Origin of the sequence: Paenibacillus sp. WLX2291 (assembly GCF_046603665.1) — a bacterium.
Lineage (GTDB): Bacteria > Bacillota > Bacilli > Paenibacillales > Paenibacillaceae > Saccharibacillus.
This window is the reverse complement of record NZ_CP176755.1, coordinates 1766968-1793452: the sequence shown is the minus strand read 5'-3', so window position 1 is coordinate 1793452 and position 26485 is coordinate 1766968. Positions and strand designations below refer to the sequence as shown.

Annotated in this window: 22 protein-coding genes; 3 read left to right on the top strand and 19 right to left on the bottom strand. The window is 47.6% G+C overall.

Going from position 1 to position 26485, the window contains the following annotated elements:
* Positions 1–669: 669 nt before the first annotated feature.
* Complete coding sequence (locus ACDE64_RS07690) at positions 670–1293, top strand: XRE family transcriptional regulator (protein ID WP_411345894.1); 624 nt, start codon at positions 670–672, stop codon at positions 1291–1293.
* Between the two features lie 179 nt (positions 1294–1472).
* On the opposite strand, the gene ACDE64_RS07685 is transcribed toward ACDE64_RS07690, so the two are convergent.
* From ACDE64_RS07685 to ACDE64_RS07665, 5 genes are all read right to left on the bottom strand, one after another.
* Positions 1473–2567: a GntR family transcriptional regulator gene (locus tag ACDE64_RS07685; RefSeq protein WP_411345893.1), complete on the bottom strand. Its 1095-nt coding sequence runs from the start codon at positions 2565–2567 to the stop codon at positions 1473–1475.
* 572 nt (positions 2568–3139) lie between these two features.
* Positions 3140–3598: a PTS sugar transporter subunit IIA gene (locus ACDE64_RS07680; RefSeq protein WP_411349573.1), complete on the bottom strand. Its 459-nt coding sequence runs from the start codon at positions 3596–3598 to the stop codon at positions 3140–3142.
* Positions 3599–3755: 157 nt separating this feature from the next.
* Positions 3756–5159, bottom strand: a complete 1404-nt coding sequence (locus tag ACDE64_RS07675) for a PTS fructose transporter subunit IIC (RefSeq protein ID WP_411345891.1) — start codon at positions 5157–5159, stop codon at positions 3756–3758.
* Positions 5160–5298: 139 nt separating this feature from the next.
* Positions 5299–6063, bottom strand: coding sequence for a DeoR/GlpR family DNA-binding transcription regulator (locus tag ACDE64_RS07670; protein WP_411349572.1), 765 nt, complete (start codon positions 6061–6063; stop codon positions 5299–5301).
* Positions 6064–6837: 774 nt separating this feature from the next.
* On the bottom strand, positions 6838–7629 hold the full coding sequence (locus ACDE64_RS07665; RefSeq protein WP_411349571.1) for a tautomerase family protein: 792 nt from the start codon (positions 7627–7629) through the stop codon (positions 6838–6840).
* A 139-nt stretch (positions 7630–7768) separates the two neighbouring features.
* On the opposite strand from ACDE64_RS07665, the gene ACDE64_RS07660 reads away from it, so the two are divergent.
* On the top strand, positions 7769–8656 hold the full coding sequence (locus tag ACDE64_RS07660) for a LysR family transcriptional regulator (protein WP_411349570.1): 888 nt from the start codon (positions 7769–7771) through the stop codon (positions 8654–8656).
* 19 nt (positions 8657–8675) lie between these two features.
* Here ACDE64_RS07660 and ACDE64_RS07655 read toward each other — a convergent pair whose 3' ends face one another.
* On the bottom strand, positions 8676–9374 hold the full coding sequence (locus ACDE64_RS07655) for an O-methyltransferase (protein WP_411349569.1): 699 nt from the start codon (positions 9372–9374) through the stop codon (positions 8676–8678).
* A gap of 191 nt (positions 9375–9565) precedes the next feature.
* On the opposite strand from ACDE64_RS07655, the gene ACDE64_RS07650 reads away from it, so the two are divergent.
* On the top strand, positions 9566–10471 hold the full coding sequence (locus ACDE64_RS07650) for a LysR family transcriptional regulator (RefSeq protein WP_411349568.1): 906 nt from the start codon (positions 9566–9568) through the stop codon (positions 10469–10471).
* 161 nt (positions 10472–10632) lie between these two features.
* On the opposite strand, the gene ACDE64_RS07645 is transcribed toward ACDE64_RS07650, so the two are convergent.
* The 13 genes from ACDE64_RS07645 to ACDE64_RS07585 all read right to left on the bottom strand — a co-directional run bounded on the left by ACDE64_RS07645 (position 10633) and on the right by ACDE64_RS07585 (position 26485).
* Positions 10633–12615: a fructose-specific PTS transporter subunit EIIC gene (locus ACDE64_RS07645; RefSeq protein ID WP_411349567.1), complete on the bottom strand. Its 1983-nt coding sequence runs from the start codon at positions 12613–12615 to the stop codon at positions 10633–10635.
* Positions 12616–12755: 140 nt separating this feature from the next.
* A complete protein-coding gene (gene pfkB / locus ACDE64_RS07640) occupies positions 12756–13667 on the bottom strand; it encodes a 1-phosphofructokinase (RefSeq protein WP_411349566.1) in 912 nt (303 codons plus the stop codon).
* Between the two features lie 2 nt (positions 13668–13669).
* Positions 13670–14416 (bottom strand): DeoR/GlpR family DNA-binding transcription regulator, encoded by a 747-nt coding sequence (locus ACDE64_RS07635; protein WP_411345884.1) that lies wholly within the window; start codon positions 14414–14416, stop codon positions 13670–13672.
* A gap of 385 nt (positions 14417–14801) precedes the next feature.
* Complete coding sequence (locus tag ACDE64_RS07630) at positions 14802–15242, bottom strand: hypothetical protein (RefSeq protein ID WP_411349565.1); 441 nt, start codon at positions 15240–15242, stop codon at positions 14802–14804.
* Between the two features lie 170 nt (positions 15243–15412).
* Complete coding sequence (locus tag ACDE64_RS07625; RefSeq protein WP_411349564.1) at positions 15413–16321, bottom strand: ABC transporter ATP-binding protein; 909 nt, start codon at positions 16319–16321, stop codon at positions 15413–15415.
* The gene (locus tag ACDE64_RS07620) at positions 16314–17342 is read right to left on the bottom strand and encodes an ABC transporter ATP-binding protein (RefSeq protein ID WP_411349563.1); all 1029 of its coding nucleotides are present in this window, start codon (positions 17340–17342) and stop codon (positions 16314–16316) included. Before ACDE64_RS07620 ends, ACDE64_RS07625 begins: the two co-directional genes overlap by 8 nt.
* A gap of 14 nt (positions 17343–17356) precedes the next feature.
* Positions 17357–18202, bottom strand: a complete 846-nt coding sequence (locus tag ACDE64_RS07615; RefSeq protein WP_411349562.1) for an ABC transporter permease — start codon at positions 18200–18202, stop codon at positions 17357–17359.
* A 4-nt stretch (positions 18203–18206) separates the two neighbouring features.
* Entirely contained in the window at positions 18207–19157 is a 951-nt protein-coding gene (locus tag ACDE64_RS07610) for an ABC transporter permease (RefSeq protein WP_411349561.1), read from the bottom strand.
* A gap of 76 nt (positions 19158–19233) precedes the next feature.
* Positions 19234–20844 carry an ABC transporter substrate-binding protein gene (locus tag ACDE64_RS07605; protein WP_411349560.1) on the bottom strand — a complete coding sequence of 537 codons (1611 nt, stop codon included), beginning with the start codon at positions 20842–20844 and terminating at the stop codon, positions 19234–19236.
* A gap of 316 nt (positions 20845–21160) precedes the next feature.
* The gene (locus tag ACDE64_RS07600) at positions 21161–22891 is read right to left on the bottom strand and encodes a glycoside hydrolase family 43 protein (protein ID WP_411349559.1); all 1731 of its coding nucleotides are present in this window, start codon (positions 22889–22891) and stop codon (positions 21161–21163) included.
* Positions 22879–23859: a pectinesterase family protein gene (locus ACDE64_RS07595; protein WP_411350251.1), complete on the bottom strand. Its 981-nt coding sequence runs from the start codon at positions 23857–23859 to the stop codon at positions 22879–22881. The genes ACDE64_RS07600 and ACDE64_RS07595 overlap by 13 nt, the downstream gene beginning before the upstream one ends.
* A 186-nt stretch (positions 23860–24045) precedes the next feature.
* A complete protein-coding gene (locus ACDE64_RS07590) occupies positions 24046–24942 on the bottom strand; it encodes a dienelactone hydrolase family protein (RefSeq protein ID WP_411349558.1) in 897 nt (298 codons plus the stop codon).
* Positions 24943–25126: 184 nt separating this feature from the next.
* Positions 25127–26485: a glycoside hydrolase family 28 protein gene (locus tag ACDE64_RS07585; RefSeq protein WP_411349557.1), complete on the bottom strand. Its 1359-nt coding sequence runs from the start codon at positions 26483–26485 to the stop codon at positions 25127–25129.

Here is a 26485-nt window from a genome sequence, read left to right as displayed (position 1 = left end):
TTCATTACCCGTTTAGCGAGCAAATGCAACAGATCGAACTTCTTTTTTTTGGACTTCATTATATGCATAACATAGATATCAAGTCTATTCGAAGCGATCTTTACCACGGAATCCTTTCCATTTACAAGCTTGAAAAGGGTAAATTTAGAGGCAAGCAATTTCCAGCGTTATGAATGTTTACAAAATGATTACGAATTTCGTATTTTCCCGTCCTATATGTTCAAACAGACGTTTAAAACTACATGAATACGTTAGATTATATGATTTTTAAAACAGTATAGTGTAAATAAAATGTGAGGTTTTTGTACAAATATTGGAGATAGCGATGCGATGAACAGCGCGAAAAATGGCGAAAAAACAATATAACAATAGTTTATTTGCTTAGAAATACAAATTTTTACTAATTTCAATAATAATTTATTGCAATGAAATCAACAAAAATCTAACATTACATTATTTTCTTTTTGTGGTAACACGTTTGTCATACAATACATTTTTGCTTATGTTTATGTCATTTTGTATAGGATATTCAAATATTTAAAAAATTCCAGTATTTTTAGGGGTTATTTTGGCAAAAGTTCGCTTGAAACGCGGGTCTTTGTGTTGTAGGATGTTGAAAGGGTCATTAAACCAACTGCTATAAAATGAATAAATCATATCGGAGGAAATATGCCTAATCAACCAGAACGACACTTTATAGAGGCGTGGTCTCTGATTAACCGTAAATACCTTGGTAAAGGTGTCCGCGTCAAAAGATTCCGTAGACCGACACGCTGTCAAATTCGCAACCGCGTTTTGCTGGCTGTGCTGATGGTCAAGGATATCAAACTTTCCGAGCTCGCGGAACGGTTATCAGTTTCCTCACGCAGCGTAAGCGCCTGGGTTTACGAAGGTAGATTGCCAGGTAAAGCGAATATGGAAAAGGTTTGTCGGGAGCTCGGATACCCGCACCATATCTTATTCAACCAGCAGGTTATTAATAATAGTCCTGTCATCTGCCAACAAGCTCCATCCCGCTTCATGAAACGGACCATTACACGTTCCCCGGTGCGTAACCACATTCTCACAGGTTTATGCATGGTTCACGATCTTTCTGTAACCGATGTCAGTCACTGGATTGGTGTTCATCCAGGTACATTCCGCAAATGGCTGCATCAAGCAACATTGCCTTCACCTGCGTTCCAAGAGAAAACCGAACAATTTTTCCGCATTCCTAAATCGGTATTGTTTGCCGATTGTGTGTTAGGCGAGCAAGAAGTCACTACACATGAGTACGCCGAAACAAAGAAGTAAAAACAAAACAAACTGTGCTGAAAAATTTCACGTTTAAATCAACTGAAATTGGAACCGGTTTGTGTATATGATAGACAACAAAAAGCTCCAACGTGTTCACCATGAGGTGTAACGTGGAGCTTTTTGTTGTCTCAACACTTAATAGGTGGGTTAACAATTTAATTGCTAACCAATAAATGTTAGCTTTCTGACAGTACAGCAGGTGCCGCGGTGGAATGACGAACAATCAGCTCTGGTGGATATGTCTTCTCTTCCCAGTTGCTTCGTCCATCCAACATTGGCAAAATCATCTCTACCGCTGCTGTACCGAGTGCATGTTTGGGATGACTGAGTGTAGTCAGCTTCACCTCTGTCGCTGTCGCCAGAAACGAATCATCAAATCCGACGAGTGACAGATCATCCGGCACACTCCAGCCAACCTCCCGTACGACTTGAAGTAGCATAACTGCCAGTTCATCATTGTACAGCACCCAGCCAGTTGCCCGCTGTTCCTGTGGCTGATTCACTAGTAGACGCGCCTGTCGAAGTGGTGCTGTTGATTTGTCATCTGTCGTATAGGTGAAGATCAATGCCGGTTGCAGCGGAATATTATGCTTGCGATGTGCGGCAACAAATCCTCTCATCCGGCGAACTCCCTGCATATCGTCTGTTTTGAAAAATCCGGCAATCCGGCGATGTCCCAATCCGATCAGATGCTCTGCCGCCAGAAATCCGCCCAGTTCATCGTCCATACGCAGACAAGGCGAGTCCATCTCTTCATAGCTCGCATTGATCATAAGATAAGGAATCCGACGATTCTCCATCGTTAGAAAATAATTCAGATTGGCGCTTCGTTCCCCGCTACGCGTAGGCTCCACGATCAGCGCCGATGGCGACTGACTCAGCATCATTTCCAGACACTCTCGTTCCTTGGCTGGATCATTCTCCGTACTTGCCAACAGCAGTCGATACCCTTCCGATCGCAATCTCGTTTCGATGCCCTGTACAATTTGCGGGAAAATATAGTCGGAAATGTACGTCGTGATCACACCGACCGTTTTGTTATCGTCTTTGGATTTGGCACCGGGATCAGCAACAAATGTACCTTTGCCCTGCATCCGGTTTAACCATCCTTCACGTACCAGTTCGCCCAGTGCCTGACGCACCGTCTGGCGGCTCACCTCAAATTGGTCAGCAATTTCATGCTCCGACGGCAAGCGACTACCTGGCAGCAAACGGGAGGAATGAATCCATGAAAGTATCTCATCCCGTACTTGTCTGTATTTAGCGGCCATAGTTCCTCCCGGTCAAATGAATTTGAATACAATAGCTTTTATTTTACCACAGACATCGTTGCTGTAATACGGTAACTTGTCTGCTTCTTGCGCTGGTCTAACGTTCAGATTGTGCTAAACTAGACACCCTTACCTAAATAGAACGCTTACAATTTCACTCAAAAATAAAAACAACTTGTATGTAGCATTGAGCAAAATAAGTATATAAATATTTAAGTTGTACATACATTTTAAAAAACTTTGTGCGGAATGTCCATTTAAATATATGGCTGTATGCCAAAAAGCAACACAAATTGGCGCAATCGCTTCAACAATGCCAAGCAAAAAGCATATACCCACTGATAGATATTGCTTTGTGCTCACGTATGTACGACGTTACACTTGAATGGAGCAGGTTGGATAGAATGACTTGCTTATCCTTATGCCTAGCTGTATATCATTACATCGAACTGAAGAAAAAGCGTACCGCATCCAGGCTGGATACGATACGCTTTCTCTCTGTAATTTTCTATTTATAAACTACGCGATGCCCTATATATCAAACCGTATAATGAAGTGAACATGGAGTGTACTTAGCCAATATTGCGACTCAGAATATCGATCACTTCTTCTTTACTGCTTGCTTGCAGCAGTTCATTGCGAAATTCCTCGTGAATCAGTTTGCGAGACAGAGCGACGAGAATTTGCAGATGCTCGTTGCCAGTATTGGCTTCAGGTACGCCGATCATGAATGCCATCTGAGCTGGCTCGCCGTCAAGCGAATCCCAATCAAGCGGCGTTTGGAAACGGGCAAATGCCAGTGCTGCGCGAGTCACACCTGCGGATTTGCCATGCGGAATAGCAACGCCAAAGCCAATACCGGTAGAGCTTTGCTGTTCACGTGCAGTTACAGCAGCTACATATGCAGATGTATCGGACACAGCGCCTGCTTCATGCATACCAGCCGCCATTTGCTGAATCGCTTCTTCGCGTGTAGCAGATGTTGATGGCAGAAAAATACTTTGTGATTGCAGCAATTCGCGAATATTCATGGATAGGATCTCCTTTGTTTGCGTGAAATGCACAGCGACCGGAGGGGTATCCGGTCGCCATGTGTCGCTCAGTAGGTTTTGTTTACAAGTGTATTGCTATTGAGATTGCCGCGGGGATGCGGTGTATTCTTCATTCTCACGCTTGCCTGTTTGCAGATCAGGCAGCTGTTTTATTTTGATCAGGAACTTCAACGGTTTTGTTGCGTTTCAGCAGCAGCACCATCAGTGCAGTTACAACAGTACCTGCTACGATAGACAGAACATAATAGCCCAGGTGATCAATAGCATTCGGGATGAACAGAACGAACACGCCACCGTGTGGAGCATGCAATCCACAACCGAACAGCATGGACAGACCGCCCGCTACTGCGGAACCTACCATAAAGGAAGGAATGATACGGATTGGATCAGCAGCGCCGAATGGAATCGCGCCTTCGGTAATAAACGACAAGCCGAGTATGGAAGCAACTTTACCAGCTTCGCGTTCTTCTTTGGTGAAGCGCTTTTTGGCGATCAGTGTAGCCAGCCAGATACCCAGTGGAGGTGTCATACCAGCTGCCATGACTGCTGCCATTGGTGTGAAGATGGAAGAAGCGAGCAAACCGACAGCAAACGTATACGCTGTTTTGTTGAAAGGGCCACCCATATCGAGTGCCATCATAGCTCCGAGAATCGCACCAAGCAGTACGGCATTTCCTGCGCCCATATGAGTCAACCAAGTAGTCAATTGTGCAAGCAGCCATTGAATTGGCTCACCGATAACATATACCATCAACAGACCGATAATCAGTACGGATAATACAGGAACAATCAGGATCGGTTTCAGACCTTCAAAGTTACGTGGCATTTTGATGTGTTTGATCAGCCAGTGTGCAACATAACCAGCGATGAAACCGGCAATGATACCACCGATAAAGCCTGCGCCCATGTCTTTTGCCAGTACGCCGCCGACGAGACCAGGTGCCAAACCGGGTTTACCAGCGATAGAGAAGGAGATAAAGCCGGACAGAATGACAACCATCAGTCCCATGGAAGCGCCGCCAATTGTAGACAGTGCTGCACCAAGTGAACCTTCTACCTGATCAACTCCACCTTTTGTAAACGCAAACAAGAAGGAGAAGGCGATAATCAAACCACCAGCGATAACGAGTGGCAGCATGTTGGATACACCATTCATCAGATGTTTGTAGAACATGTTTGGCTGTTTGCCAGTGCTCTCGGATGCTGTTGGAATAGCAGTTACGTTTGAGCTGGATGCTTGCATATTCAGCGCACGATCGATCAGATCACCCGGCGCTTTGATGCCCTGTGCAACAGCGACACGTACAACCGGTTTACCAGCAAAGCGTGCTTCATCTACATCCGTATCGGCTGCCACGATAATAGCGTGTGCTTCTGCGATTTCTTGTGGAGTCAAGCCGTTCTCTACGCCGACTGCGCCGCGTGTTTCGACTTTGATCTCAATTCCTTTTTCTCTTGCTGCTTTGGACAGCGATTCTGCTGCCATGTACGTGTGCGCGATGCCGGTCGGACAAGCGGTAACAGCCAATAATTTTTTCATGGTAATATCCCCTTCACATTCATCTGAATTTCAAAATCAGCCCTGTACGAAAATGCTCTGAATTGTTGTGTCCATGTGAGTGCCAACTCACCATCTTAAAACGCTTACAAACTTGGTGAAAGGTTGTTATTGGAATCATTCAGGCAATAATCATGTCCAGCCCCAGCTTGCGGAACTGTTGAATCGTCGAAACTGGTACTCCCCCATCGGTGATACAGTAATCGATATCATTCAGATCAGCGAACTTCGCGTAAGCGATTCCACCAATCTTGCTGTGATCCGCCAGCAGCAAAACCTGCTTGGCAATATCGATCATTTTACGTTTGATTGCGGCTTCCGTCAGATTGGGAGTTGTAATACCTTCCCTCATATCCAATCCGTTTGTTGCCATGAATGCCTTATCGACTCGAACCATATCGAGTAAGCGCTCTGCCATCGGTCCGACAAATGCTTGTGTATCCGGCCTGAGCAGTCCGCCGATAATCGACAATTCGATATTACGGCAATCCTTTAATTCTCCTAGTACGATTACTGAATTGGTGATTACCCGGATACCTGATCGATTCCTCAGCTCTCGTGCTAACGGAAGTGTCGTCGTTCCAGAATCCAGCAAAATCGTATCGCCCTGATTCACCATCTCTGCGGCGCGGCGGGCAATGCGTTCCTTTTCCTCGCGGTAGGAATCTTCCTTGTCCACCATATTCGGTTCAAAATTGACACTTTGTAATGAAACCGCTCCGCCATGTGTCCGTTTCAGCAATCGTGCGTCTTCCAACTCTTTGAGATCACGCCTGACTGTTGAATCCGAAACCTGAAACATTTCCCCCAGTTCCTGAACCGATGCACGATGATTGTGCTGCAAGTATTCGACCAGCTTATGCTTGCGTTCCTGTTCGAAAAGCATCGGTACATCACCACCCGTCCTGTCTTCTACTGTATATCTTCCAACCTGTGATGCAGGTATATCCCGATAAGCAACAGGATCACTGGTCTGGTAAAAGCCATAAATGACGACTTGATGATCGAAATGATGACTGCTTAATCTCTTGATGACGTTTTGTGATCGTTTGTGATTATCCTTGATTGATTATGATTATAATAACGCTTTCATTACCTGTCAATCACTTTATTTTTATTTTTTGAATCAAGGAGTAATTTAGTCACTAATGTATTATACATCGTCCCTAATCCGCCTTTTATTTACAGTTTTTAGACGAAAATCGAAATATTTTTTTCGTGTACATTTTACTTTTCGTATGGTTCTCATTATCTGCTGAATGTTGTCATGGTGCGAATCGTTTCAACTTTTTATCATCAGAGATGCTCATCCTTTTTCGTGATAATTATAATGTATACAAATTATATTCCGAATCTGTCCGTTTTTATCGTTTTGCATCTTTATTGTCCTATTCAAATGTAGAAAACCAATCATAAACGATCACGATACATGATCATTTATATGTTGAGACAGATTGGCTTGGTTGTGAGCCAGTCATATAGTCTTGATCTCTTCATGCCAATCTCCATACCAAAATACCCGTCGGAACACGTCCAACGGGTATTTTGATTAGATAACCCACTTCGGATGACATAATGTTATGAGTGCAGGCATACACAATGTATCGTTTGGGATGGAGTGCTAGAACCAGTAGTATATTGCGCTCTTATATACTGCATCTCATTTCATACTAATTTCATTTAATACTTGTAATGCAGCAGCAGCGGCGGGCCAACCGCTGTAGAAGGCAAGTTGCGTAATGACAGCAACCAGTTCCTCATGCGAGATGCCATGTTGATCAGCAAGCTTGAAATGATACGGCAGTTGCGCAGTATGACCAGCAGTGATCAGGGCAGCTATCGTAATCAAGCTGCGTTCGCGCAATCCAAGCTCCGGCTGTCGCCACATATGACCGAACAACACCTCTTCACTATAACGAACAAATTGGGGCGCAATCTGACCGTAGATGTCCCTCACACTCGTTTCGACTGGTGGATGCCACGGACGATGATGATGTTCTATAGTGTCTCGTTGCGCTTGATCAGAAGGCGGTAACGCTTCACCCTGTGAGGTAATATGATTAGCACCGTGTAGCATCTGTGCTTCTCCTTTACCAAAACTCCAATTGTCCAATTCTGTCTCAATCAGTATGATAAATACGTCATCTCCACGGACCCCGACTTGCTGCTCCAGTCGCTCGGCAGTATCTTGATACAGTCGCTGCTTCTGTTCCTTACTGCGACCTGCGCCTAACGTAATGCGAATATAGAGCAATTGTGGACTACGCTGCATATTCAAATAGTGTGGATCATAGATGAATTGTTCTGATTCATAGTGATGTAGCAATTGAAAGTAATCCTGTTCTGGTACATGAAAATGCTGCTGTAGTGATTCCTGCACACTGCGACTGATTCGCGATAATTGCTCCGTTTCGTAGACTCCACTACGATATCCAATCTCAACAAACGGCATAGCCTTCACTCCTTGATGATCCTGATTTCCGCATATCCAACAGGTATGACGGTTCCATTTCAGTGTACATGACCTGTTTTCATCTATATAATTGAAAATAATCATATATATATTCAATTTTATGAATGGAGATGACAATATGGATCTCAAGGAATTAACGACGTTTCGCACGATTATTCAAGAAGGGACATTCTCACGCGCAGCTGAGAAGCTACATTATGCGCAATCCACTGTCACCTATCAGATTCAGCGACTGGAAAAAGAACTAGGCATGCAATTGTTTCAACGTGGCTGGGATGCCGAATTAACGGAAGCGGGCAAATTGTATGCACGCGAGATTGATTCACTTATCGCTCACTGGCAACATGTAAAAGATCAGGCGCAGCAGATTGCACAGGAGGAAGTGGGCACGCTGCGGCTTGGCATGATTGAGAATCGTTCGCCGCAGCTATTGCAAAGAGTCATGCGCGATTTTACTCGGCAAAAGCCCGGTATTGCCTGTGAGATTACGATCGCGAATACAGATAGGCTACGGCAGGCAGTACAGGAACGAACAGTCGATCTGGCAGTATGCGGAGAGCCGAATGATATGACCTCTTTGCATTTTGAACATTTATATGACGAGCAAATCCAGTTTATCGTGCATCGCGATCATCCACTGGCGACGCAGCAGCAATTGAATGATGCGCATTTTCGGCAGTATCCATTGATTGCGGGCGGGCGACAGTGTCTGTACCATTTGCAATTGGAGCGGGAATGGTCTTATAAGCACATACAACCGTTTAGCCATACGGTTAGTCAGCTATCGGCAGTGCCTGCACTAACAGCGGCAACTGGTGGAATTGGTGCAATTCTGTCCTCGACTGCACTGCCAGATGATATGGTTGTGATGCCATTTGCTCTGAAGCAGCAGAATCTATCCATCGGCTTGCTTCAGCTACGAGAATCGTCGTACCAATCTTCGGCAGTTCGATTGTTGGTGAAGCTCATTCGTACTACATTGAAGCAAAATGAATCACATACCTAGACGATGCAGCTCTGCGTGCTTAGTTTACAATACCGATCAAAAATCCGTCGTAGCCCTTCTCCCCTACCGTTTGCAGTGCGGTAGCGGTGATACGTACTTCATCGCGAATCAGCTCGTAAAAGGAACGGATGCCTTGCACACGCGGATCGCTGCTGTGACGGTCGATCACTTCGCCCTGCCGAATCACGTTGTCACCCACAATGATCGTCCCCGGATGCGATAACCGTAATGCCCATTGCAAATAATTCGGATTGTTTGGCTTGTCCGCATCAATGAAGATAAAATCGAACGGCTCCGCCCCTTCCTGCTCTAGCTGTTGCAATTGCTCCAATGCCGCACCGACTCGCAAATCGATCTGCTCACTTACGCCTGCATAAGCAAAATTGGCAGCGGCGGTACGGGCATAATACTCGTCCAATTCCAACGTCACGATCTTGCCACCTTCCGGCAATGCGCGCGCCATCCAGATCGTACTGTAACCGCCTAGTGTACCGAGTTCCAATATGCGCTGGCTACCTGACATACGTACTAGCAATTGCAGAAATTGACCTTGCAGATCCGTGACTTCAATCGGTGGCAACTCCGCCTGACGATTATGCTCCGCAATACTTGCCAGTACATCGTCATGCGGAATGAGCTGTGATTCTACATACCGATCCACATCATCCCATAATTGCTGCTGTTCTGTCATCTTTCCGGCGATAAATGATTGTTTCATAATGCCATCTCTCCCTGTTGAATGAAAGTAGGCAGCTATCCATAATACCGTTTTTGTTCTGCATCTCTGCCTCTGGTATAAGCATAACTCTAATTTTTAGATAAATATAATATATGTTTTTACCTTATTCATAGATTTAAGTTATGATTAAGATGAGCTTTATGACAATGATTGTGAAAAGAGGCATATGGATGAATCTGCATGGACTGCGACTATTTTATACGATTGCTACCACGCGTAACGTGACTCGAGCGGCAGAGCAGCTTGCGATTAGCCAGCCTGCCATTACCGCTCAGGTGAAAAAGTTGGAACACGAACTCGGCATTCCCTTGCTGCAACCTGCTGGTCGTGGAATTGCATTGACAGCGGCAGGAGAAGAGATTGCACTGATGGCAGCGCGTCTATTTGCAGTGGAGCAGCAAATTGAACAATTTTGCGGACAGATCCAGCAAGGGCAAGCTGGACAGATTGCCCTTGCTGCTACGTACTTGCCTGCTCATGTGCTGTTACCGGGCTGGTTGTCTCGTTTTAAAAAGCAATACGAACAGGTCGAATTGACCATCCATACGACCAATTCAGCGGAAGCCTTGCAGCTGCTCACTTCGGCACAGGTCGATCTCGCTATCTATGGCGGTGTACCAGAGCGCGCAGGTGAATGGGTCGATATGGAGGAATTGTTTCGAGATGAGCTGTGGTTTGTCGTTGGATCGGAGCATCCGTATGCCAATCAGCATATCTCACTATCACAGATGATGCAGGAGCCATTTGTGATGCGTGAACAGGGCAGTTCCACCCGTGAGCGGCTGTTGTCATTGTGTCGTACGCATAATCTGCCTGCGCCTAGTATTCCGCTGCAATTCAATGGATTATACGAAGCGATTCAGGCGGTCACTGCGGGGTATGGAGCGAACTTTATTTCGTCGCTGATTGTACGAGATGAGGTGGCGCGTGGAACGCTTTGCCGGGTATATGTAGCGGATATTCATTTGGAAAATACAATTTCAATCTGGACGCGCAAAGATGAGCCTCTATCGGCAACGGCACAACATTTCGTGGATATGATTCGTAGTCATCCATTTCAACAGACGATACAGTAAATTTCCCATAATGGAAGTGCCAATGGTGGAAGTATTCGTTATAAATGTTTCGGAGGATACAGCGGGCCTCTTTACTAAGATATATGAATACGAAAAGGCGACAAGGGATACTTCCCCTGCCGCCTTGTTTTACAAATAGGATGAAACTGAAACTGTTGAGATTAAGCTGCTTTTTGTTGTTCAGCCAATTTTTGAGCAACTGGCTTTTTCCATACGCCGAGGATCAAACCGGAGATTACCGCACCGATGACAACGGCAAGCATGAATAGCAGTGCGTGGTTAGCCAATGCAGCGACGAAGATACCGCCGTGTGGTGCTGGCAGGTTGATGTGCCAGAACTGAGTCAGACCGCCTGCAACAGCGGAACCAATAATACAAGAAGTCAGTACGCGCAGCGGATCAGCTGCGGCGAATGGAATAGCACCCTCTGTAATGAAGGACAGACCGAGTACATAGTTGGTCAGACCAGACTTGCGCTCTTGCTCCGTGAATTTGTTACGGAAGAAGGTAGTCGACAGTGCGATCGCCAGTGGTGGCACCATACCGCCTGCCATAACCGCTGCCATCATTGCACCGTTCGTATTGCCGCTCGATGTGAATACGCCGATTGCAAAAGCATACGCTGCTTTGTTAAACGGACCACCCATATCGATGGACATCATACCACCCAAAATCAGACCGAGAATAACAGCATTCCCTGTACCAAGGTTGTTCAGGACGTTCACGAGCCATGTGTTAATACCACCAAAGATTGGATCGAACAGATAGTACATAATCGTACCAGTAATCAACAGACCCAGTACTGGATACAGAAGAATTGGTTTCAACCCGTCGATTGCTTTTGGCAAACCTTTGAGCAATTTACGCAGGAAGACGATCACATAACCTGCCAGGAAACCAGCAGCCAGACCGCCAAGGAAACCAGCGTTGGAGTTAACCGCCATCAGACCACCGACCATACCAGGCATCAAGGCTGGGCGATCACCGATACTCATCGCGATAAAACCAGCAAGAATCGGAATCAGGAAGAAGAATGCGCCTGTTCCGCCACCAATCGTTTGCAGCAATTGGAACAGTTGGCTGTCTTCGCCTGCTGTTTGCTCGATCAGGAACGAGATTGCCAGCAGAATACCGCCACCAACAACGAACGGCAACATGTGCGAGATTCCGTTCATCAGGTCTTTATAAATTTTGCTACCTACGCTTGTTTTTTCTTTTGGTGCATCGCTATCTGTAGAAGCTTGACCGGAGCTGCGGAAGATTGGCGCTTCGCCATTCATCGCTTTGCGGATCAATTCTTCTGGCTTACGGATACCGTCGCTAACCGGACGTTGCAGTACCGGTTTGCCATCAAAGCGATCCATGTCGACCTTTTTGTCAGCAGCTACGATAACGCCGCTTGCACGACGGATTTCGTCAGCAGTCAGCGGATTGCCTGCGCCTTCAGAGCCGTTCGTTTCCACGCGAATATTCACGCCCATTTCACGGGCTTTTTTCAATAGGGAATCTTCTGCCATAAACGTATGCGCGATACCTGTTGGACAGGCAGTAACTGCAACGACGAATGGTTCAGCACCTTCGCCACCAGTCAGAGAAGACGAAGCTTCCTGCTCGCGTGCATTTTCTTTTTGTTGTTCAGTTTCTTTTGCTGCTTTGGCAGCTTGACGTGCTTCTTCTTTGGCATCCGCTTCTGCTTGTTTGGAATCAAACAGGGCAGCCACTTCGTCCGGTGTCTGCGTATCCATCAATTGGGCGATGAAATCGCTATCAATGAGCAGCTTGGACAATGCAGCCAGTGTGCGCAGATGCGTATTTGCAGCGCCTTCCGGTGCAGCGATCATGAAGAACAGGTGAGCCGGCTCGTTATCTAGCGATTCGTAGTCCACACCTGCTTTGCTTTTCGCAAAAACGACGGTTGGCTCGTTCACCGCTTTGGTTTTGGCGTGTGGCATAGCGATCCCGCCACCGATTCCAGTACTGGATTCGCCTTCGCGCTTCAGGATCATTTCTTTAAACAGGATGGGATCATTGATGCGTCCGCTTCCGGTGAGGCTAGCAATCAGTTCGTCGATTGCTGCTTCTTTGCTGACAGCTTGTAAGTCCATGATCATGACTTCTTTGATCATCAGATCAGTAATTCTCATTGTGTACACTCCCTTAATATATATGACCGGCTCATACGGCACACTTGCCGTATCGCGCCGGTATTTGCTTTGGAATCCATTACCCACTGTGCGACAGATGATGTCAAAGCATATGATACCAATTGTAAAATGTGATGCAATTACAGACGCGTAATGCTCACCTGTGGCAACAATTCGTCAATCTTGGCGCGATCTGCCAGATCATCGGAAAATGCAGTTGCGCTACCAGAAGCCACACCAGTACGGAATGCTTCCAGACGGTCGCCGTTCAGTACAAACGTACCGACAAAACCACCAATCATAGAATCACCAGCACCGACCGAGTTTTTCACTTGACCTTTTGGCACATTCGCATGGTACACCTCATCAGCAGTTACTAGCAATGCACCTTCGCCTGCCATGGAGATCAGTACATTTTGCGCACCCATATCCAGTAGCTTGCGTCCGTGTCCAATCAATTCCTCACGGCTGTTGATCGTTACGTTGAACAATTCAGCCAATTCATGATGATTCGGCTTCACTAACAGTGGTCCGTGCTCCAATGCTTCCAGCAACGCTTTGCCAGTTGTATCGATTACGAACTGTGCACCTTTTTCCTTACAAACCGCGATCAGACGATCATAAAAATCCGCTCCCAGCGATGGCGGCACACTGCCGGACAGCACCAGTACATCGTCTTGTTGCAATGCTGACAACTTGTTCACCAGTTGATCCGCTTCTTCGTTGCTAATTGCCGGACCAAGACCATTGATCTCGGTTTCTTCGCCGTGTTTCAGCTTCACGTTAATGCGGGTATCATCCTGAATACATACAAAATCGGTAGCAATGTTGTCCTGCTTGAGCTTGTCATCAATATACTGACCAGTAAATCCACCCAGGAAACCGATTGCTGTATTTTGCGCACCTAGTTGATTCAGGATGCGAGAAACATTAATACCTTTACCGCCAGGCAGTTTCAGATCGCGTTTCATACGATTCAGATCGCCCAGCTTCAATTCGTCAACTTCCACGATATAATCGATGGAAGGGTTCAATGTCACAGTATAGATCATGTTTATCCCTCGATTATTTTAGTTTTATTCAAAATGGATGGTCGTGAATGCTCCGGTACTGCTTCAGTGATCAGTACCGCCTCTTGCAGATCAAACAGACGAGCAAAAGTAACTTCGCCGATCTTGCTGGAATCTGCCAGTATATACGTATGAGCAGCCAGCTCGTGGGCGCGTCGCTTGATCATTGCTTCTTCGGGATCAGGCGTTGTATACCCCATCTCGGCATCAATGCCGTTCGCTCCGAGAAAGCAGCGGTCAAACCGGAAATTGTTCAGGTTTTCCAGTGCCATGCCGCCGATGATCGCTTTGGTAAGCATTTTCATCATACCGCCGAGCAAATAACTGCGAATGCGCTTACTGACCAAGGCATCCACATGTGACAATCCGTTTGTAACGACTGTAATGTCTTTGGCTTCAATAAAGGGAATCATCGCCAGTGTTGTCGTCCCAGCATCCAGATAGATACATTCTCCATTCTGAATCTCGCGGGCTGCCAAACGAGCAATATGATGTTTCTCTTGAACGTTTGTGAATGTTTTTTCTTCCATACCGGGTTCTTCGCCCTTCTGATGCAGCAAAGTCGCTCCGCCATGGATACGCCTTAACAGTTGTCGCCCTTCCAGATCAATCAAATCGCGTCGTATCGTAGATTCCGAGGCACCGGACACATCGACTAGCTCCTGCAACTTAACGATTCCGCTGACCTGTAAGCGCTCTATAATCAGGTTGTAACGTTCCTCTGTAAGCATATTCATTCCCCCAACTGCCTTTTATACTACCACAAACCTGACAAAAAACAATCACTCTCCTTCAAAATAATCCAAAAAGTTTCAAGGATCGACGATTTTCGTTCACAATTGGATACAGCGGATGGATTGGGGAGAAAGCATCCACATTTTATCCTTTTTCTTCCTTTTTTCATTATCGGTAGCTGGCTTGAATTTATTACAGTATATTGCAGAAAAATACAAAAAGCTGACTTTGACCATCTTCAATAGATGATGATCGGAGTCAGCTTGTTTTGATAGGTGCTTTGATAGTTGTTTTGATGCTTGCTTTTCTTACTTTTGATAAGGTGATCGTTATGGATTCATCGTTGGTTTGTTTACTAGTTTGTGTATCGGAATATGATCGTTATGGGGTAGCTACGTATAGTGGTTCGATTCGGCACAACGATGACGATACAAAGCGGATATGCCAACCGGGTGATAACACTTGTGCCAGCTTGTCTTGCTGTGCTTCGGTCAATGTGGCGACTACCGCTTCCTCACCTTCATCCAGAATCAATTCAGCTTCGATATTGTAGGTAATATGCAGCCAGCTACGAATACCGCGAATGGTATTGTATTTGATCCGATATCCGTGTTGAACAGCGGAGCGGTAAATGTCCGGTTCAGCAGCAGCAAAGGCAGCCAGCTCGCTGTAATCCCATTCATACACGCTCTCATCGATGGGCAACGATTGCACAGCGCCGATGTTCAGCAGTTGCTGCTCATTCCAGCCAAGACTGCGTAACGCTTCCAGTAGTAAGGCGTCCCACTGAGACAGCTTTACCTTTTCTATTGTATGCGACATTGCATTGCACGTCCTTTCTAATCGTTGAATTCCATTCTGCCCGACCACTTGTAGCGTTTCTATTAGATTCAGATTCGAGTTCGAGTTCGAGTTCGAGTTCGAGTTCGAGTTCGAGTTCGAGTTCGAGTTCGAGTTCGAGTTCGAGTTCGAGTTCGGACTCAAGTTTATTCTTACTTATAATCGTAAGCAACAAAATGTCCGGGGCTCATTTCTTGTAGTGGTGCTGCCTGCTCATTATTGCGAATCGCGGTGAAGCCGTCAAGGTGAATACGCTCGGCAGCTTTACCGGGATCGGTTTCCAAGATGGACGATAATAATGCACGCGTATACGGATGCTGTGGATTCTCGTACAATTCATCGCTATCCGCAACTTCTACTAATCGTCCTCCATACATGACACCGATTCGGTCGGAAATATGGCGCACCATCGACAGATCATGCGCGATAAATAGATAGGTCAATCCAAACTCTGCCTGCAAATCCTCCAGCATATTAACAACCTGTGCCTGTACCGACACGTCCAGCGCCGAGATCGGCTCATCGCATACGATAAATTCTGGACGTACTGACAGAGCGCGGGCAATGGAAATGCGCTGACGCTGACCACCGCTGAATTCATGCGGATACCGATGCATATGATCCCGATTCAGACCGACTGTTTCCAGCAGATCGGCAATGATTTCTTTGCGCTCATTGCCTGCATTCATGCCGTGAATCTTCATCGGCTCGCTAATCAGCTCCAGCACATTCAGATTCGGATTAAGCGATGAATACGGGTCTTGGAAAATAGACTGAATGCGGCGTCGGAACGGCTTGAGCGCTTTCTCGCCAAGTGAACCGAGCGGCTGTCCATCAAATATCACTTCCCCATCCGTATAATCATACAATCGCAACATACAGCGCCCCACTGTCGATTTGCCGCTGCCAGATTCACCGACCAGACCGAATGTTTCGCCCCGTCGAATCTGGAAATTCACGCCATCGACTGCACGCTGTACGCTAGTTGCCTGTCCACGCCAGTTGCGAGTACCAATAAAATGCTTTTTCAAGTTCTGTACATCCACTAGAATATCACTCACGATGCTCTACTCCTTCCAGTGCAGACGACGCTAACCGCTCATGTACAGGTACAACCTCATGCGATAACCAGCATTTGGAGCGATGACCCGGTGCCACCTCGGTAACTGGCGGCATCTCCTGACATCGTGCAAACGCCTGCGGACAACGCTGTGCAAATGGACAACCGACTGGCGGATGCAGCAGATCCGGCGGTGTACCTTCAATCGGCACGAGTCGTTCGCGTGAGCCGCTGCCGCGTTTAGGCAAGGAGCGCAGCAGCCCTTTGGTATACGGATGCTGTGGTCGGTAGAAAATATCCTCTACACTGCCTTCCTCCATAATCAATCCGCCATACATCACAATAACGCGTGTGCACACCTGCGCCACCACACCCAGATCGTGCGTAATAAGTGTAATGGCTGTGTCCGATTGCTGTTTTAAACGTTTGAACAGATCGAGAATCTGTGCCTGAATCGTCGCATCCAGTGCAGTTGTCGGTTCATCGGCAATGAGCAAATCCGGCTTGCACGATAGCGCCATCGCGATCATGACCCGCTGACGCATACCACCGCTGAATTCATGCGGATACTGGCGCAATCGCACTTCTGCATCTTGAATGCCGACTTCTCGCAGTAGTCGTGCCGCTTCCTGATTCGCCTCCTGCTTGTTTAGACCACGGTGACGACGCAGCACTTCGGTCAATTGCTGACCGATCCGTTTTAGCGGATTGAGCGAGGTCATCGGATCTTGGAAGATCATCGCAATGCGGTTGCCGCGCAGCTTGCGCCATTCCTTTTCCGACCATTGCGAGCAATCCTGACCGCGAAAATGAATCTGTCCGGCAGTCATACGTCCGGGTGCGGATAGTAACGACATGACCGAGCGGGCAGTGACACTTTTGCCACTGCCCGATTCGCCGACGATGCCGAGTGTCTCGCCTTTGTCTACATGAAAGCTCACCCCGCGTACCGCCTGATTATCGCCGTCACGGGTAGCAAATGAAACGTTAAGATTGTCCACGGTCAATAGCCGTTCTGTCATGATGAATTCCCCTCCTATCGCCGGTTCAGCTTCGGTTCAAGACCGACCCGCAAAATGTCACCCAGTACATTAAAGCTAAGTACAGTCAGCAAAATCAGCAGACCCGGAAACAATGCCAAGTATGGCGCCTGCGCGATATAGCCCTGCGCGCTGTTCAGCATACTGCCCCAGGTCGCATTCGGCGGCTGTACACCAAAGCCGAGAAAGCTTAGCGACGATTCCATCATAATCGCGGACGCGATATTATTGGTCGCGCCAACGATAATCACGGGAACGAGTCCCGGCAAAATATGATGCCGAATCATACCACCTGCGCCTTGTCCTGATACACGCGCATACAGCACATATTCGCGCTGCCGAATACTCATCGTTTCCGCACGAACAATACGCGCTACATTCATCCACATTAACAATGCGATGATCACGATAATATTGCCCACGCTCGGCTTCAAAAATACACTGAGCAGCAGCAATACGAGAAACGATGGAATGGAAGAAATCACATCCAGTGCTCGCATAAGCAGACTGTCAATCCAGCCACCAAAATAACCGCTGATCACACCAACTGCTACGCCGATGGCAGTCGCCAAAATCATCGAAGCAAAGCCAACCAGCAGCGATACCCTGCCACCATATAAAGCACGGGCAAAATAATCACGTCCATAATCGTCTGTTCCGAACCAGTGTGCCGGTCCCGGCGTGGCAAACTGCGATGTCGCGTCCATCAGATTCGGATCATACGGCGACAGAAAGGCGAAGATTGCGCCTAGCGTCAGCAAAATCAAAAGAAACAGCGAAGTCATGCCCAGCTTGCTATCCCATAGTGCGCGCTTCAAGTGGTTCCATTTTCTGCGGTTCATTGTGTCACCCCTTTGCCTTGATGCGCGGATCAACCACAGCATATAAAATATCAGCCACCAGATTGCCAAGAATCAGCATCAAGGACGAGAATAGCGTAATGCCCATAATGATTGGATAATCCATCCCTTTGACAGCTGTCATACCAAGCGAACCGATACCAGGCCACGAAAAGACCGTCTCGGTGACGATCGCACCAGCGACCAGATCACCCATCGACATACCGAGCAACGTAATGACAGGCAGCATCACATGCTTGATCACATGACGGAACAGTATCGTCCATGTATTGGAGCCAAACGCATATTGAATCTGTACATAATCTTCCTTGAGCTGACCGATAGTGCTGGAACGAATATAGCGCACATACCCTGCTAGAAACCCAAACGCTAGCACTGAGCACGGCAAAATCCCATGACGAATCACATCGCTCGGTGATTCCACTCCAATCGTACGCATGCCCATACTGGGCAGCAATGATAATTTGATTGCAAAAATATACATGAGCAAAATCGCCAGCCAGAACAGCGGCACCGAAATACCGATATACGCTAGCAAGTTAATCATTTTATCTATCCAGCGGTTGCGATTCGCACCAGCAATCAAGCCAAGCGGAATCGCCAGCACTACAGCGATGGCAATCGCGCTCCCCATCAGACCTGCGGTTGCAGGCAATCGCTCCAGAATCTGTCTCATTACAGGCTGGTGATTGACGAGCGAATAACCAAGATCGCCCTGCAACAGTTGCTTCAACCATAACAAATATTGTACATACGCCGGACGATCCAGACCGAGATTATGACGAATCCGTTCAATATCCTCGGCATGCATATTTGGCGTTACAAACGACAGCACCGGATCACCCGGTGCCAGCTTGATCATAGCAAAACAGACGATAGAGACAAAAAATAGCAGCGGTATCGTTTGCAGCAAGCGGCGGATAATCATTTGCCTCATGTTCCGCACTCCCTTCATAACAACAAATAAGCCGGGAAACCGGCTTATTTGCTGCTTTCATTATGAACATGGACGTTTATTGTTTTTGATAGATTTTGGACAAGTCTTCGAAAATAACAACTGGTTTCAGCACGGCTTGATCCAGACCGCCATAGTTTTTGGAGATTGCAACGACGGTTTTGGTGTACGCAATCGGATAGATTGGCGCATCTTCCGCAATGATAGTTTGCAGCTGTTTGTAGATTTCGCCGCGTTTGGTATCATCGCCTTCACCTGAGCCTTGAGCGAACAGTTGATCGACCTGCTTGTTGGAGTAATGGCTATAGTTGGATGAAGATCCGGTTTCAAACAGAATCCGGTACGCATCTGGGTCATAGCCCATAATGTAACCGGTCAATGCCAGCTCATAATCGGTTGCTTTGAGGTCAACAAACTTTTGTCCCCATGCGGTGGAATCCATATTTTGCAGCTCCACATCGACACCGATTTCTTTTAACTTTTGCTGTACATAGAGGGAGACAGCTTCCTGAGCTTTGTTACCGGATTGCACGATCATGCGCAGCTTCAGATTCGTAATGCCCTGCTCAGCAAGAATTTGCTTCGCTTTGGCAGCATCGTTGTCGTAGGTTGGTACATCGTTCGTTTGATACAATCCGTCCGGTGTCTCAAATGATTTGGCAGGATCAGCATATTCGCTGGACGTATAGGTGGTCTTGATCAGCTCATCGCGATTCAGTGCGTAAGAGAGCGCCTGACGCACTTCTTTTTTGGACAGGACGCCAGTGTCGCTGTTGGCATTGAACATCAGATATGCCAGACGACCTTCACTATACGATTGAATATCAAAATTACCACTGGCTTGAATGGTTGCTACATCACGCGGATCTAGGTATTGTACGTTGATCTCGCCATTTTGCAATGCCAGATTAGCAGCATTGGCATCTTTGGCGATACGGTAGGTTACGCTATCCAGATGCGGTTTGCCACCAAAGTAGTTATCAAAGCGATCCAGTGTTACGTATTCACCGTTTTTGTATTCTTTAAATTGGAATGGACCGGAGCCGACTGGAGAATCGTTTTTGCTGCTCTTTTCCAGATCGGTTTCGCCTTCAAAAATATGCTTTGGAATAGGGGATACTTGTACAAGCGATGCTTCAAATGCTGGGCTGACTTGTGGCAGCTTGAATGCCACCGTCAGATCGTCCACTTTGGATACTTGTACTGGTTTGTTGTTAATAATAAAGCCGGAACGTAGGAAGCTATTCTGCTTCTCGTCAAGAATGCTGTCGATGGTGAACACAACGTCGTCTGCGGTCAGCTTCTGTCCGTCGTGCCAAGTCAGGTCTTTTTTCAACTTGAGTGTGTATGTAAGCTGGTCAGCGGAAGGTTCCAGACTTTCAGCCAGATAAAATGTCTTTTTGCCGTTGTTGACTTGGAACAATGGTGCATACAGTGCCTGGTCAATCGTCAAGCTGACCCGATCCCCTGCATATAATGGATTCAAAATTACCGGATCGGCTGCCACACCGATAATCAGGCTACCGCCATCCTTCGGCGTGCCACTATCTGCGGCTGTCGAACTTCCGGTTGTCGTTGTTGAGCTAGTGCCGCCACTGTTGCCCGAGCAAGCTGCCAGAAGCAGTGTAAACAGCATTACGATAACCAGACCTTTAAACTTGGTATTCATGATTCTCTATCCCCCATCCATAAATTATGCTCTCTTGCTTGCACATAACAAATATAGTATATCGGTTTAATCGGAATTACAATGCTGTAATTTTGTCTCATATGACATTATTTATAACAATATGATTGTTTTGTATATGCCAGTTTGGTATTAAGCAGTAGTGGCGGTGTATGTAAGCACATGGAGCAAGTGAGATGAAACATGCTTTATTTTCAAAACATAGGTTGTTGCGCGCTCGCACCCAAGTATTCTCACACTAAAAAACTGCCATCGCTGGCAACTCACACCAGTACGATGGCAGTATAGAAATGTCTATTTATTCCCGTCCTTCATAGCGAAAATGACTAAAGTCGGCATAGCTGCCTTTGAATTGATACATATCGTGTGCGGCGATGCCAACAAAATTGCCAGTGAAGCCGCCGGACAGAAACGAGATATGCTCCTCATTGTATAGCGCTGTCCATTGCTCTTGTTCAGACACTCGGTAGTAAAAACGGGCTGTCGTTTGTTCTACTTCTACCGCTAGATGAACCGTAGTCTGTTCCGGTACTACGATCACCTCAGGATACACATAAAATTGATCTGCCGCACAGCGCATCAGCCGGATAACCTTACCTGCACAGTCGCGCGTAATACACGCATATACATAATTGTCTTCATTCAAATACAATACCAAACCCGCCATTTGCAAATATTGCTGTGGCTCATAATCCAGCGCAGTTTCAGCACGGAAGCTGTGATCACGCTGCCGGAGTGCAACGATATGATGACGGAACAGACTCTGAATCGACTCGCCGCCATACAATCGCAAATGCCCCGGACGCTGCCGAAGGGAGCACCAGTCCTCTTCCGCCAGTATGCGCAGTGTATTCCATTGCGGATGCAACGTCTCCTGATCAAATTCATCGACAAAAGTACATTCACAGGACGAAGCGAGATTCATCGTCGGCGTATTGTTTGCCACAGCACGATAGGACATCGGTTCCGCTTGGATCATGGATTCCATCTTGGAAACAACTTCACTATCGGTCGTGTTCAAACGATGCGGCACGTCTAAGTCTGCTGCCAGTCCGCTTGGTGCTGGTACGGCTAGCTGTGGCAACTTCCCGCCACTACTCAAACGCAGCCATCCCTGTTCATCCCAATACACCTGCTGAATCGCGGTTTCACGTCCAAGAATCGCATATTGTCCGTCCAGTGGGCGAGTACACAGATGCGCCATATACCACTCTCCCGCAGGTGTCTCCACCAGACTGCCATGTCCGGCACATTGCAGCGGCCACTCTGCATTCCCGCTCGATGTCATCATCGGATTATGCGGATCGACTTCGTACGAGCCAGTCAGATGACGAGAGCGTGCAACTGTCACGGCATGCCCCGTACCTGTTCCCCCTTCGGCGGTGATCAGATAGTAATAGCCGTCCCGTTTATATATATGCGGAGCTTCGGTTTTCTTGAGCGGTGTGCAGTCGAATAGCTTGATCGGTTCGCCGATCAACTGACGAGTACGATGGTCATATTCTTGCATAACAATACCGCTTGATTTATTCCCCTCGGTGATCCGATAATCCCACAGCGCATTGAGCACCCATTTGCGACCGTCTTCATCATGAAACAGAGACGGATCAAAGCCACTGCTGTTCAGATACACCGGTTCGCTCCACGGACCGCGAATATCGGTTGCAGTGATCAGATAGTTGTGATCATCTTTGAACGGGCGCTTTGTACTTTTCACATCGGTATACAGCAGGTAAAATTGTCCGTCCGCATAACTGAGCTGCGGCGCCCAGATGCTGCAATTTTTTGGATTGCCTTGTAGCTGTACCTGATGTCTCAAAATATCCGTACAATGCTGCCAATCCACCAGATTGCGCGACTCATACACCCGTACACCGGGCAGCCATTCAAACGAAGATACTGCGATATAATACACATCTTCGACTCGTAAGATGGACGGATCAGGATTAAATCCTCGTAATACCGGATTGCGAATCATTGCGCCGCCGATGTCTGTTGTCGATGGATCGCCACTATTTATAAGGGACATGAATATTCCTCCTCTTCCTTCCAGAAGCATTCGCCGTCAAATATAATTTCTTTGCGCCAATCCTTATCATCGCCGATTTCGCAGACTGCCCAGTTTACCCGATGATAGCGCCAGATGGATGCGGATTCCGCATGATATTCTCGATAATCGACTGTCTGCTCGTTGTCGGGATTATCCCAGTTATCCCAGCCTGCCGGATGAATATGAGCACCAAGTGAACATTCCACCCAGACCGTCTGTGCATACTCGCGCCATGGTCTGCCTAAGTATACCGGCGCAATGTCATCATCACCGGTTACAAAACAGCGATGGAACACATATCCGTACGGTTGCCCTTGGGGCGTGGATGCTGCGGTGATATAGGTGGACTGATTATCATAATGACGCAGACTATGAATGTGGCACTGGTCAAAATATGCCGTTGCTCCGCCAAATATAAAATCGATCGTGCCTTCGATATAACAATGCTTATACAGCTGACGATACTGTGCATGCTGCTGTATCAGTTCAATCCCGCCAAACAGCGCCCGTTCCTTCGGCTTGGGCGGTAATGGTCCGGTAAACAGCGTATCCTGATATGCTCGCAGCGTGCAGCGACGGAAGACAGAACGATCACAATGTGCATACAGCGCTACCGCCTGTCCAATATCGACTCCTTGCCCTGCTGTATTGCTAATGATCAGATTATCCAGCAACAAGTCACTACCACCGACAAATACAGTCGCCGTTGCAAAGGTGCCAATCTCTTCGCCCTGTTCATTATGCTGACGTGCATGTCGGTTCATCGTAATCTCTACACGACCAAGACCGTAAATGTGCAGACATGAGCGGCGAATGATCACCGTTTCCTCATATGTACCTTCCAGAATAAAGAGAGTGTCGACAGCATCGTCACCATGTTGCTCCAGTACATCGACCGCCTGCTGAATCGTTGAATAATCGCAAAAGGAAGCTTTGCCTACAGTCAGTTGCATATGCCCATTCTCCTTTGCTGATGTTGGGATCAAAATAGAAACGCCCGACAAAGAAAAAGCTGCCGGGCGCGGATTGCCATACTTCCTGTTCTATCGTTATGCGTTCATGTGAAGACTCTCATGATTTCAAGTTTGATCATGATACGATCCTATAATCCCTATGATCCTATCCACCGTGTGCTATCCGAGATGCTTTTTCAAAAACGGCTGCCATGCAGCGCGCATCTCCATCGTCTCCATATGACCACCGCTACCGATTACCGGTTGCCAATGTTCTGGATAACCGGCTTTGGCGTACAGCTCGTGCAAGCCTGCATCCAGCAACTGCACGCCTTCCAGCGGACAGAGACGATCATTCTTACCAACCAGACTCATGCGCGGACGCGGGACGATCCGTTGCTGAATGTCCAGTGTGGAATAGTACTTGAGCAGACCAGGTACATAGGAATAAAAGCCGTGGTGATCCAAGCCGCGCTTGGCGATCAGCGTCTGCGCATCGACCTGTGCGCTAATGTCAACGATTACATCAATACGCTCGTCCAGCGCTGCCAACCACCATGCCATCAGCCCGCCCATCGACATACCAATCGTGCCAATTCGGCTGGCATCGATCTCCTGACGTGTGCACATATAATCCAGCAATCGCATATTGTCGTATAGCATCATGCCCCATAGCACTTTGCCCTGCCAGAGCATTTCTTTGACCGTTTCGCTCTCGCTCTTACCGCCGCGTTCATTGAAGCACCACATATCAATGCAAGCAACCGCATATCCCATACCTGTGAGCACCGAAGCAAAGGACGTCTGCTGCAAATACGGACTGCTGCGAATCAATTCCCGCCGACCATTCGTATAATCACCGCCATGTGAATGATTGAAGATCACGAGCGGAAAAGGTCCTTCGCCCTCCGCAGGCACTGCGACATAAGCAGGCACCTTTTCCAGTCCGTTCAGCTCCAGCAGCAGCGTCTCCAGACGATAACCGTCATACAGACGCTGCTCCAGCGATTGCGCGATGACAGGCACTGGCTCTGGCAGATCGCCAAGCAGCTTGACCAGCTGATCCTCCTTTTGCATATGTAGACTCCTTTCGCAGATGGATACGGATACTCATCGACAGGCATGAGATAGGCATGAGATAGGCATGAGATAGGCAGACCATTATTCATTGTTTATCATCAGTCATCAGTCATCAGTCATCAGTCATCAGTCATCAGTCATCAGTCATCAGTCATCAGTCATCAGTCGCAATTGTAACTGATCAGCTTGGGGAGTTGGCAATCACTTCGGTTGTTACCCGTTCTACCAGCTGTTCTGGCTTGGCGGTATTGCGGGAGCGACAATCGATGATCTCGACCTCATCGCCATTTTCGATATAAAAGGCAGGTCCTTCATGATTCTCAATCGTCACGCGGTGAAAGCGAACATCGCGCACATTCCCCAGATAAAAACCACGGTTGTTCATATCCTCAATGCCCGCCATCATCGCCGGACGACCGGGAATCGCATTCTCCGCCATGGAAATGTCAATATCGGAAAAGGTCACTTCCGATACATACTGCTCAGCCAGTCCGTACAGGAATCCAGCCGCAGCATGTACCTGACGCGCAGTAATATTGGCAAAATGAATCCGACGGAAGCGCGGTGTCTCGGCGGTGATTGGATATGGATGTTTGTCCCAGACGTATTTATCCTTGCCGCGCGGTCCGCAGAAATAATACAGATTCATAATAAACGGACAGATCACATCCTCCATCACAAGATTGCTAATGCGAATATCCTCCACTGTGCCGCCACGTCCACGCCGTGATTTCAAGCGAATGCCGCGATCCGTCTGTTTGAAAATACAATTGCTGATCGTCACATTACGAATATCGCCGCTCATCTCGCTGCCGATCACCACGCCGCCATGCCCGTGCAGCATCGTGCAGTTAGTGATGGTAATATTCTCGCACGGCACCCGTTCCGGCGTATCCTCCGTGCCGGACTTGATCGTAATACAATCATCGCCAACATCAATATGGCAATTGCTAATATGCACATTGGTGCATGATTCCGGGTTGATGCCATCCGTATTGGGCGAATCTGCCGGATTCAGAATAGCTATATTATCCACCGTCACATTGGTACAGCAGATCGGATTGACTGTCCAGCTCGGCGAGTTGCGCAGCTGCACATCACGGATCGTAATACGACTACAATGGTCAAAGCTGATCAGCTTGGGACGCGGATAGTCCAGCTTATCCGGTTCGTTGCGGAACAAATCCCACCATGTCTGCCCATTCCCCTCGATCATGCCGCTACCAGTGATCGAGATGTTGGTCAGCTGTTCTCCGTAAATGCACGACGCATGAACAAGTCGCTCTGCCCCTTCCCAGCGTGACGATACTGCCGGATAGTCCGCCGGATCGATGCTAAACGACAGCACCGCCCCTGGACTGAGATGCAGCTCAATATGACTCTGCATCAAGATCGCTCCCGTACGGTATGTACCCGCCGGAATATGCACCGTACCGCCACCTGCACGCGCCGCTGCCTCGATTGCCGACGAGATCGCTGCCGTGGATGACTTGCTGGAATTCCGCGCTGCACCATAATCGTCGATATTGTATACGGTCAT

Excerpts from the sequence above, each read along its gene's own strand:
- ACDE64_RS07690 (WP_411345894.1), top strand. The coding sequence starts at position 670 with ATGCCTAATCAACCAGAACGACACTTTATAGAGGCGTGGTCTCTGATT.
- ACDE64_RS07685 (WP_411345893.1), bottom strand. The coding sequence starts at position 2,567 with ATGGCCGCTAAATACAGACAAGTACGGGATGAGATACTTTCATGGATT.
- ACDE64_RS07680 (WP_411349573.1), bottom strand. The coding sequence starts at position 3,598 with ATGAATATTCGCGAATTGCTGCAATCACAAAGTATTTTTCTGCCATCA.
- ACDE64_RS07675 (WP_411345891.1), bottom strand. The coding sequence starts at position 5,159 with ATGAAAAAATTATTGGCTGTTACCGCTTGTCCGACCGGCATCGCGCAC.
- ACDE64_RS07670 (WP_411349572.1), bottom strand. The coding sequence starts at position 6,063 with ATGCTTTTCGAACAGGAACGCAAGCATAAGCTGGTCGAATACTTGCAG.
- ACDE64_RS07665 (WP_411349571.1), bottom strand. The coding sequence starts at position 7,629 with ATGCCGTTTGTTGAGATTGGATATCGTAGTGGAGTCTACGAAACGGAG.
- ACDE64_RS07660 (WP_411349570.1), top strand. The coding sequence starts at position 7,769 with ATGGATCTCAAGGAATTAACGACGTTTCGCACGATTATTCAAGAAGGG.
- ACDE64_RS07655 (WP_411349569.1), bottom strand. The coding sequence starts at position 9,374 with ATGAAACAATCATTTATCGCCGGAAAGATGACAGAACAGCAGCAATTA.
- ACDE64_RS07650 (WP_411349568.1), top strand. The coding sequence starts at position 9,566 with ATGAATCTGCATGGACTGCGACTATTTTATACGATTGCTACCACGCGT.
- ACDE64_RS07645 (WP_411349567.1), bottom strand. The coding sequence starts at position 12,615 with ATGAGAATTACTGATCTGATGATCAAAGAAGTCATGATCATGGACTTA.
- pfkB (WP_411349566.1), bottom strand. The coding sequence starts at position 13,667 with ATGATCTATACTGTGACATTGAACCCTTCCATCGATTATATCGTGGAA.
- ACDE64_RS07635 (WP_411345884.1), bottom strand. The coding sequence starts at position 14,416 with ATGCTTACAGAGGAACGTTACAACCTGATTATAGAGCGCTTACAGGTC.
- ACDE64_RS07630 (WP_411349565.1), bottom strand. The coding sequence starts at position 15,242 with ATGTCGCATACAATAGAAAAGGTAAAGCTGTCTCAGTGGGACGCCTTA.
- ACDE64_RS07620 (WP_411349563.1), bottom strand. The coding sequence starts at position 17,342 with ATGACAGAACGGCTATTGACCGTGGACAATCTTAACGTTTCATTTGCT.
- ACDE64_RS07615 (WP_411349562.1), bottom strand. The coding sequence starts at position 18,202 with ATGAACCGCAGAAAATGGAACCACTTGAAGCGCGCACTATGGGATAGC.
- ACDE64_RS07610 (WP_411349561.1), bottom strand. The coding sequence starts at position 19,157 with ATGAGGCAAATGATTATCCGCCGCTTGCTGCAAACGATACCGCTGCTA.
- ACDE64_RS07605 (WP_411349560.1), bottom strand. The coding sequence starts at position 20,844 with ATGAATACCAAGTTTAAAGGTCTGGTTATCGTAATGCTGTTTACACTG.
- ACDE64_RS07600 (WP_411349559.1), bottom strand. The coding sequence starts at position 22,891 with ATGTCCCTTATAAATAGTGGCGATCCATCGACAACAGACATCGGCGGC.
- ACDE64_RS07590 (WP_411349558.1), bottom strand. The coding sequence starts at position 24,942 with ATGCAAAAGGAGGATCAGCTGGTCAAGCTGCTTGGCGATCTGCCAGAG.
- ACDE64_RS07585 (WP_411349557.1), bottom strand. The coding sequence starts at position 26,485 with ATGACCGTATACAATATCGACGATTATGGTGCAGCGCGGAATTCCAGC.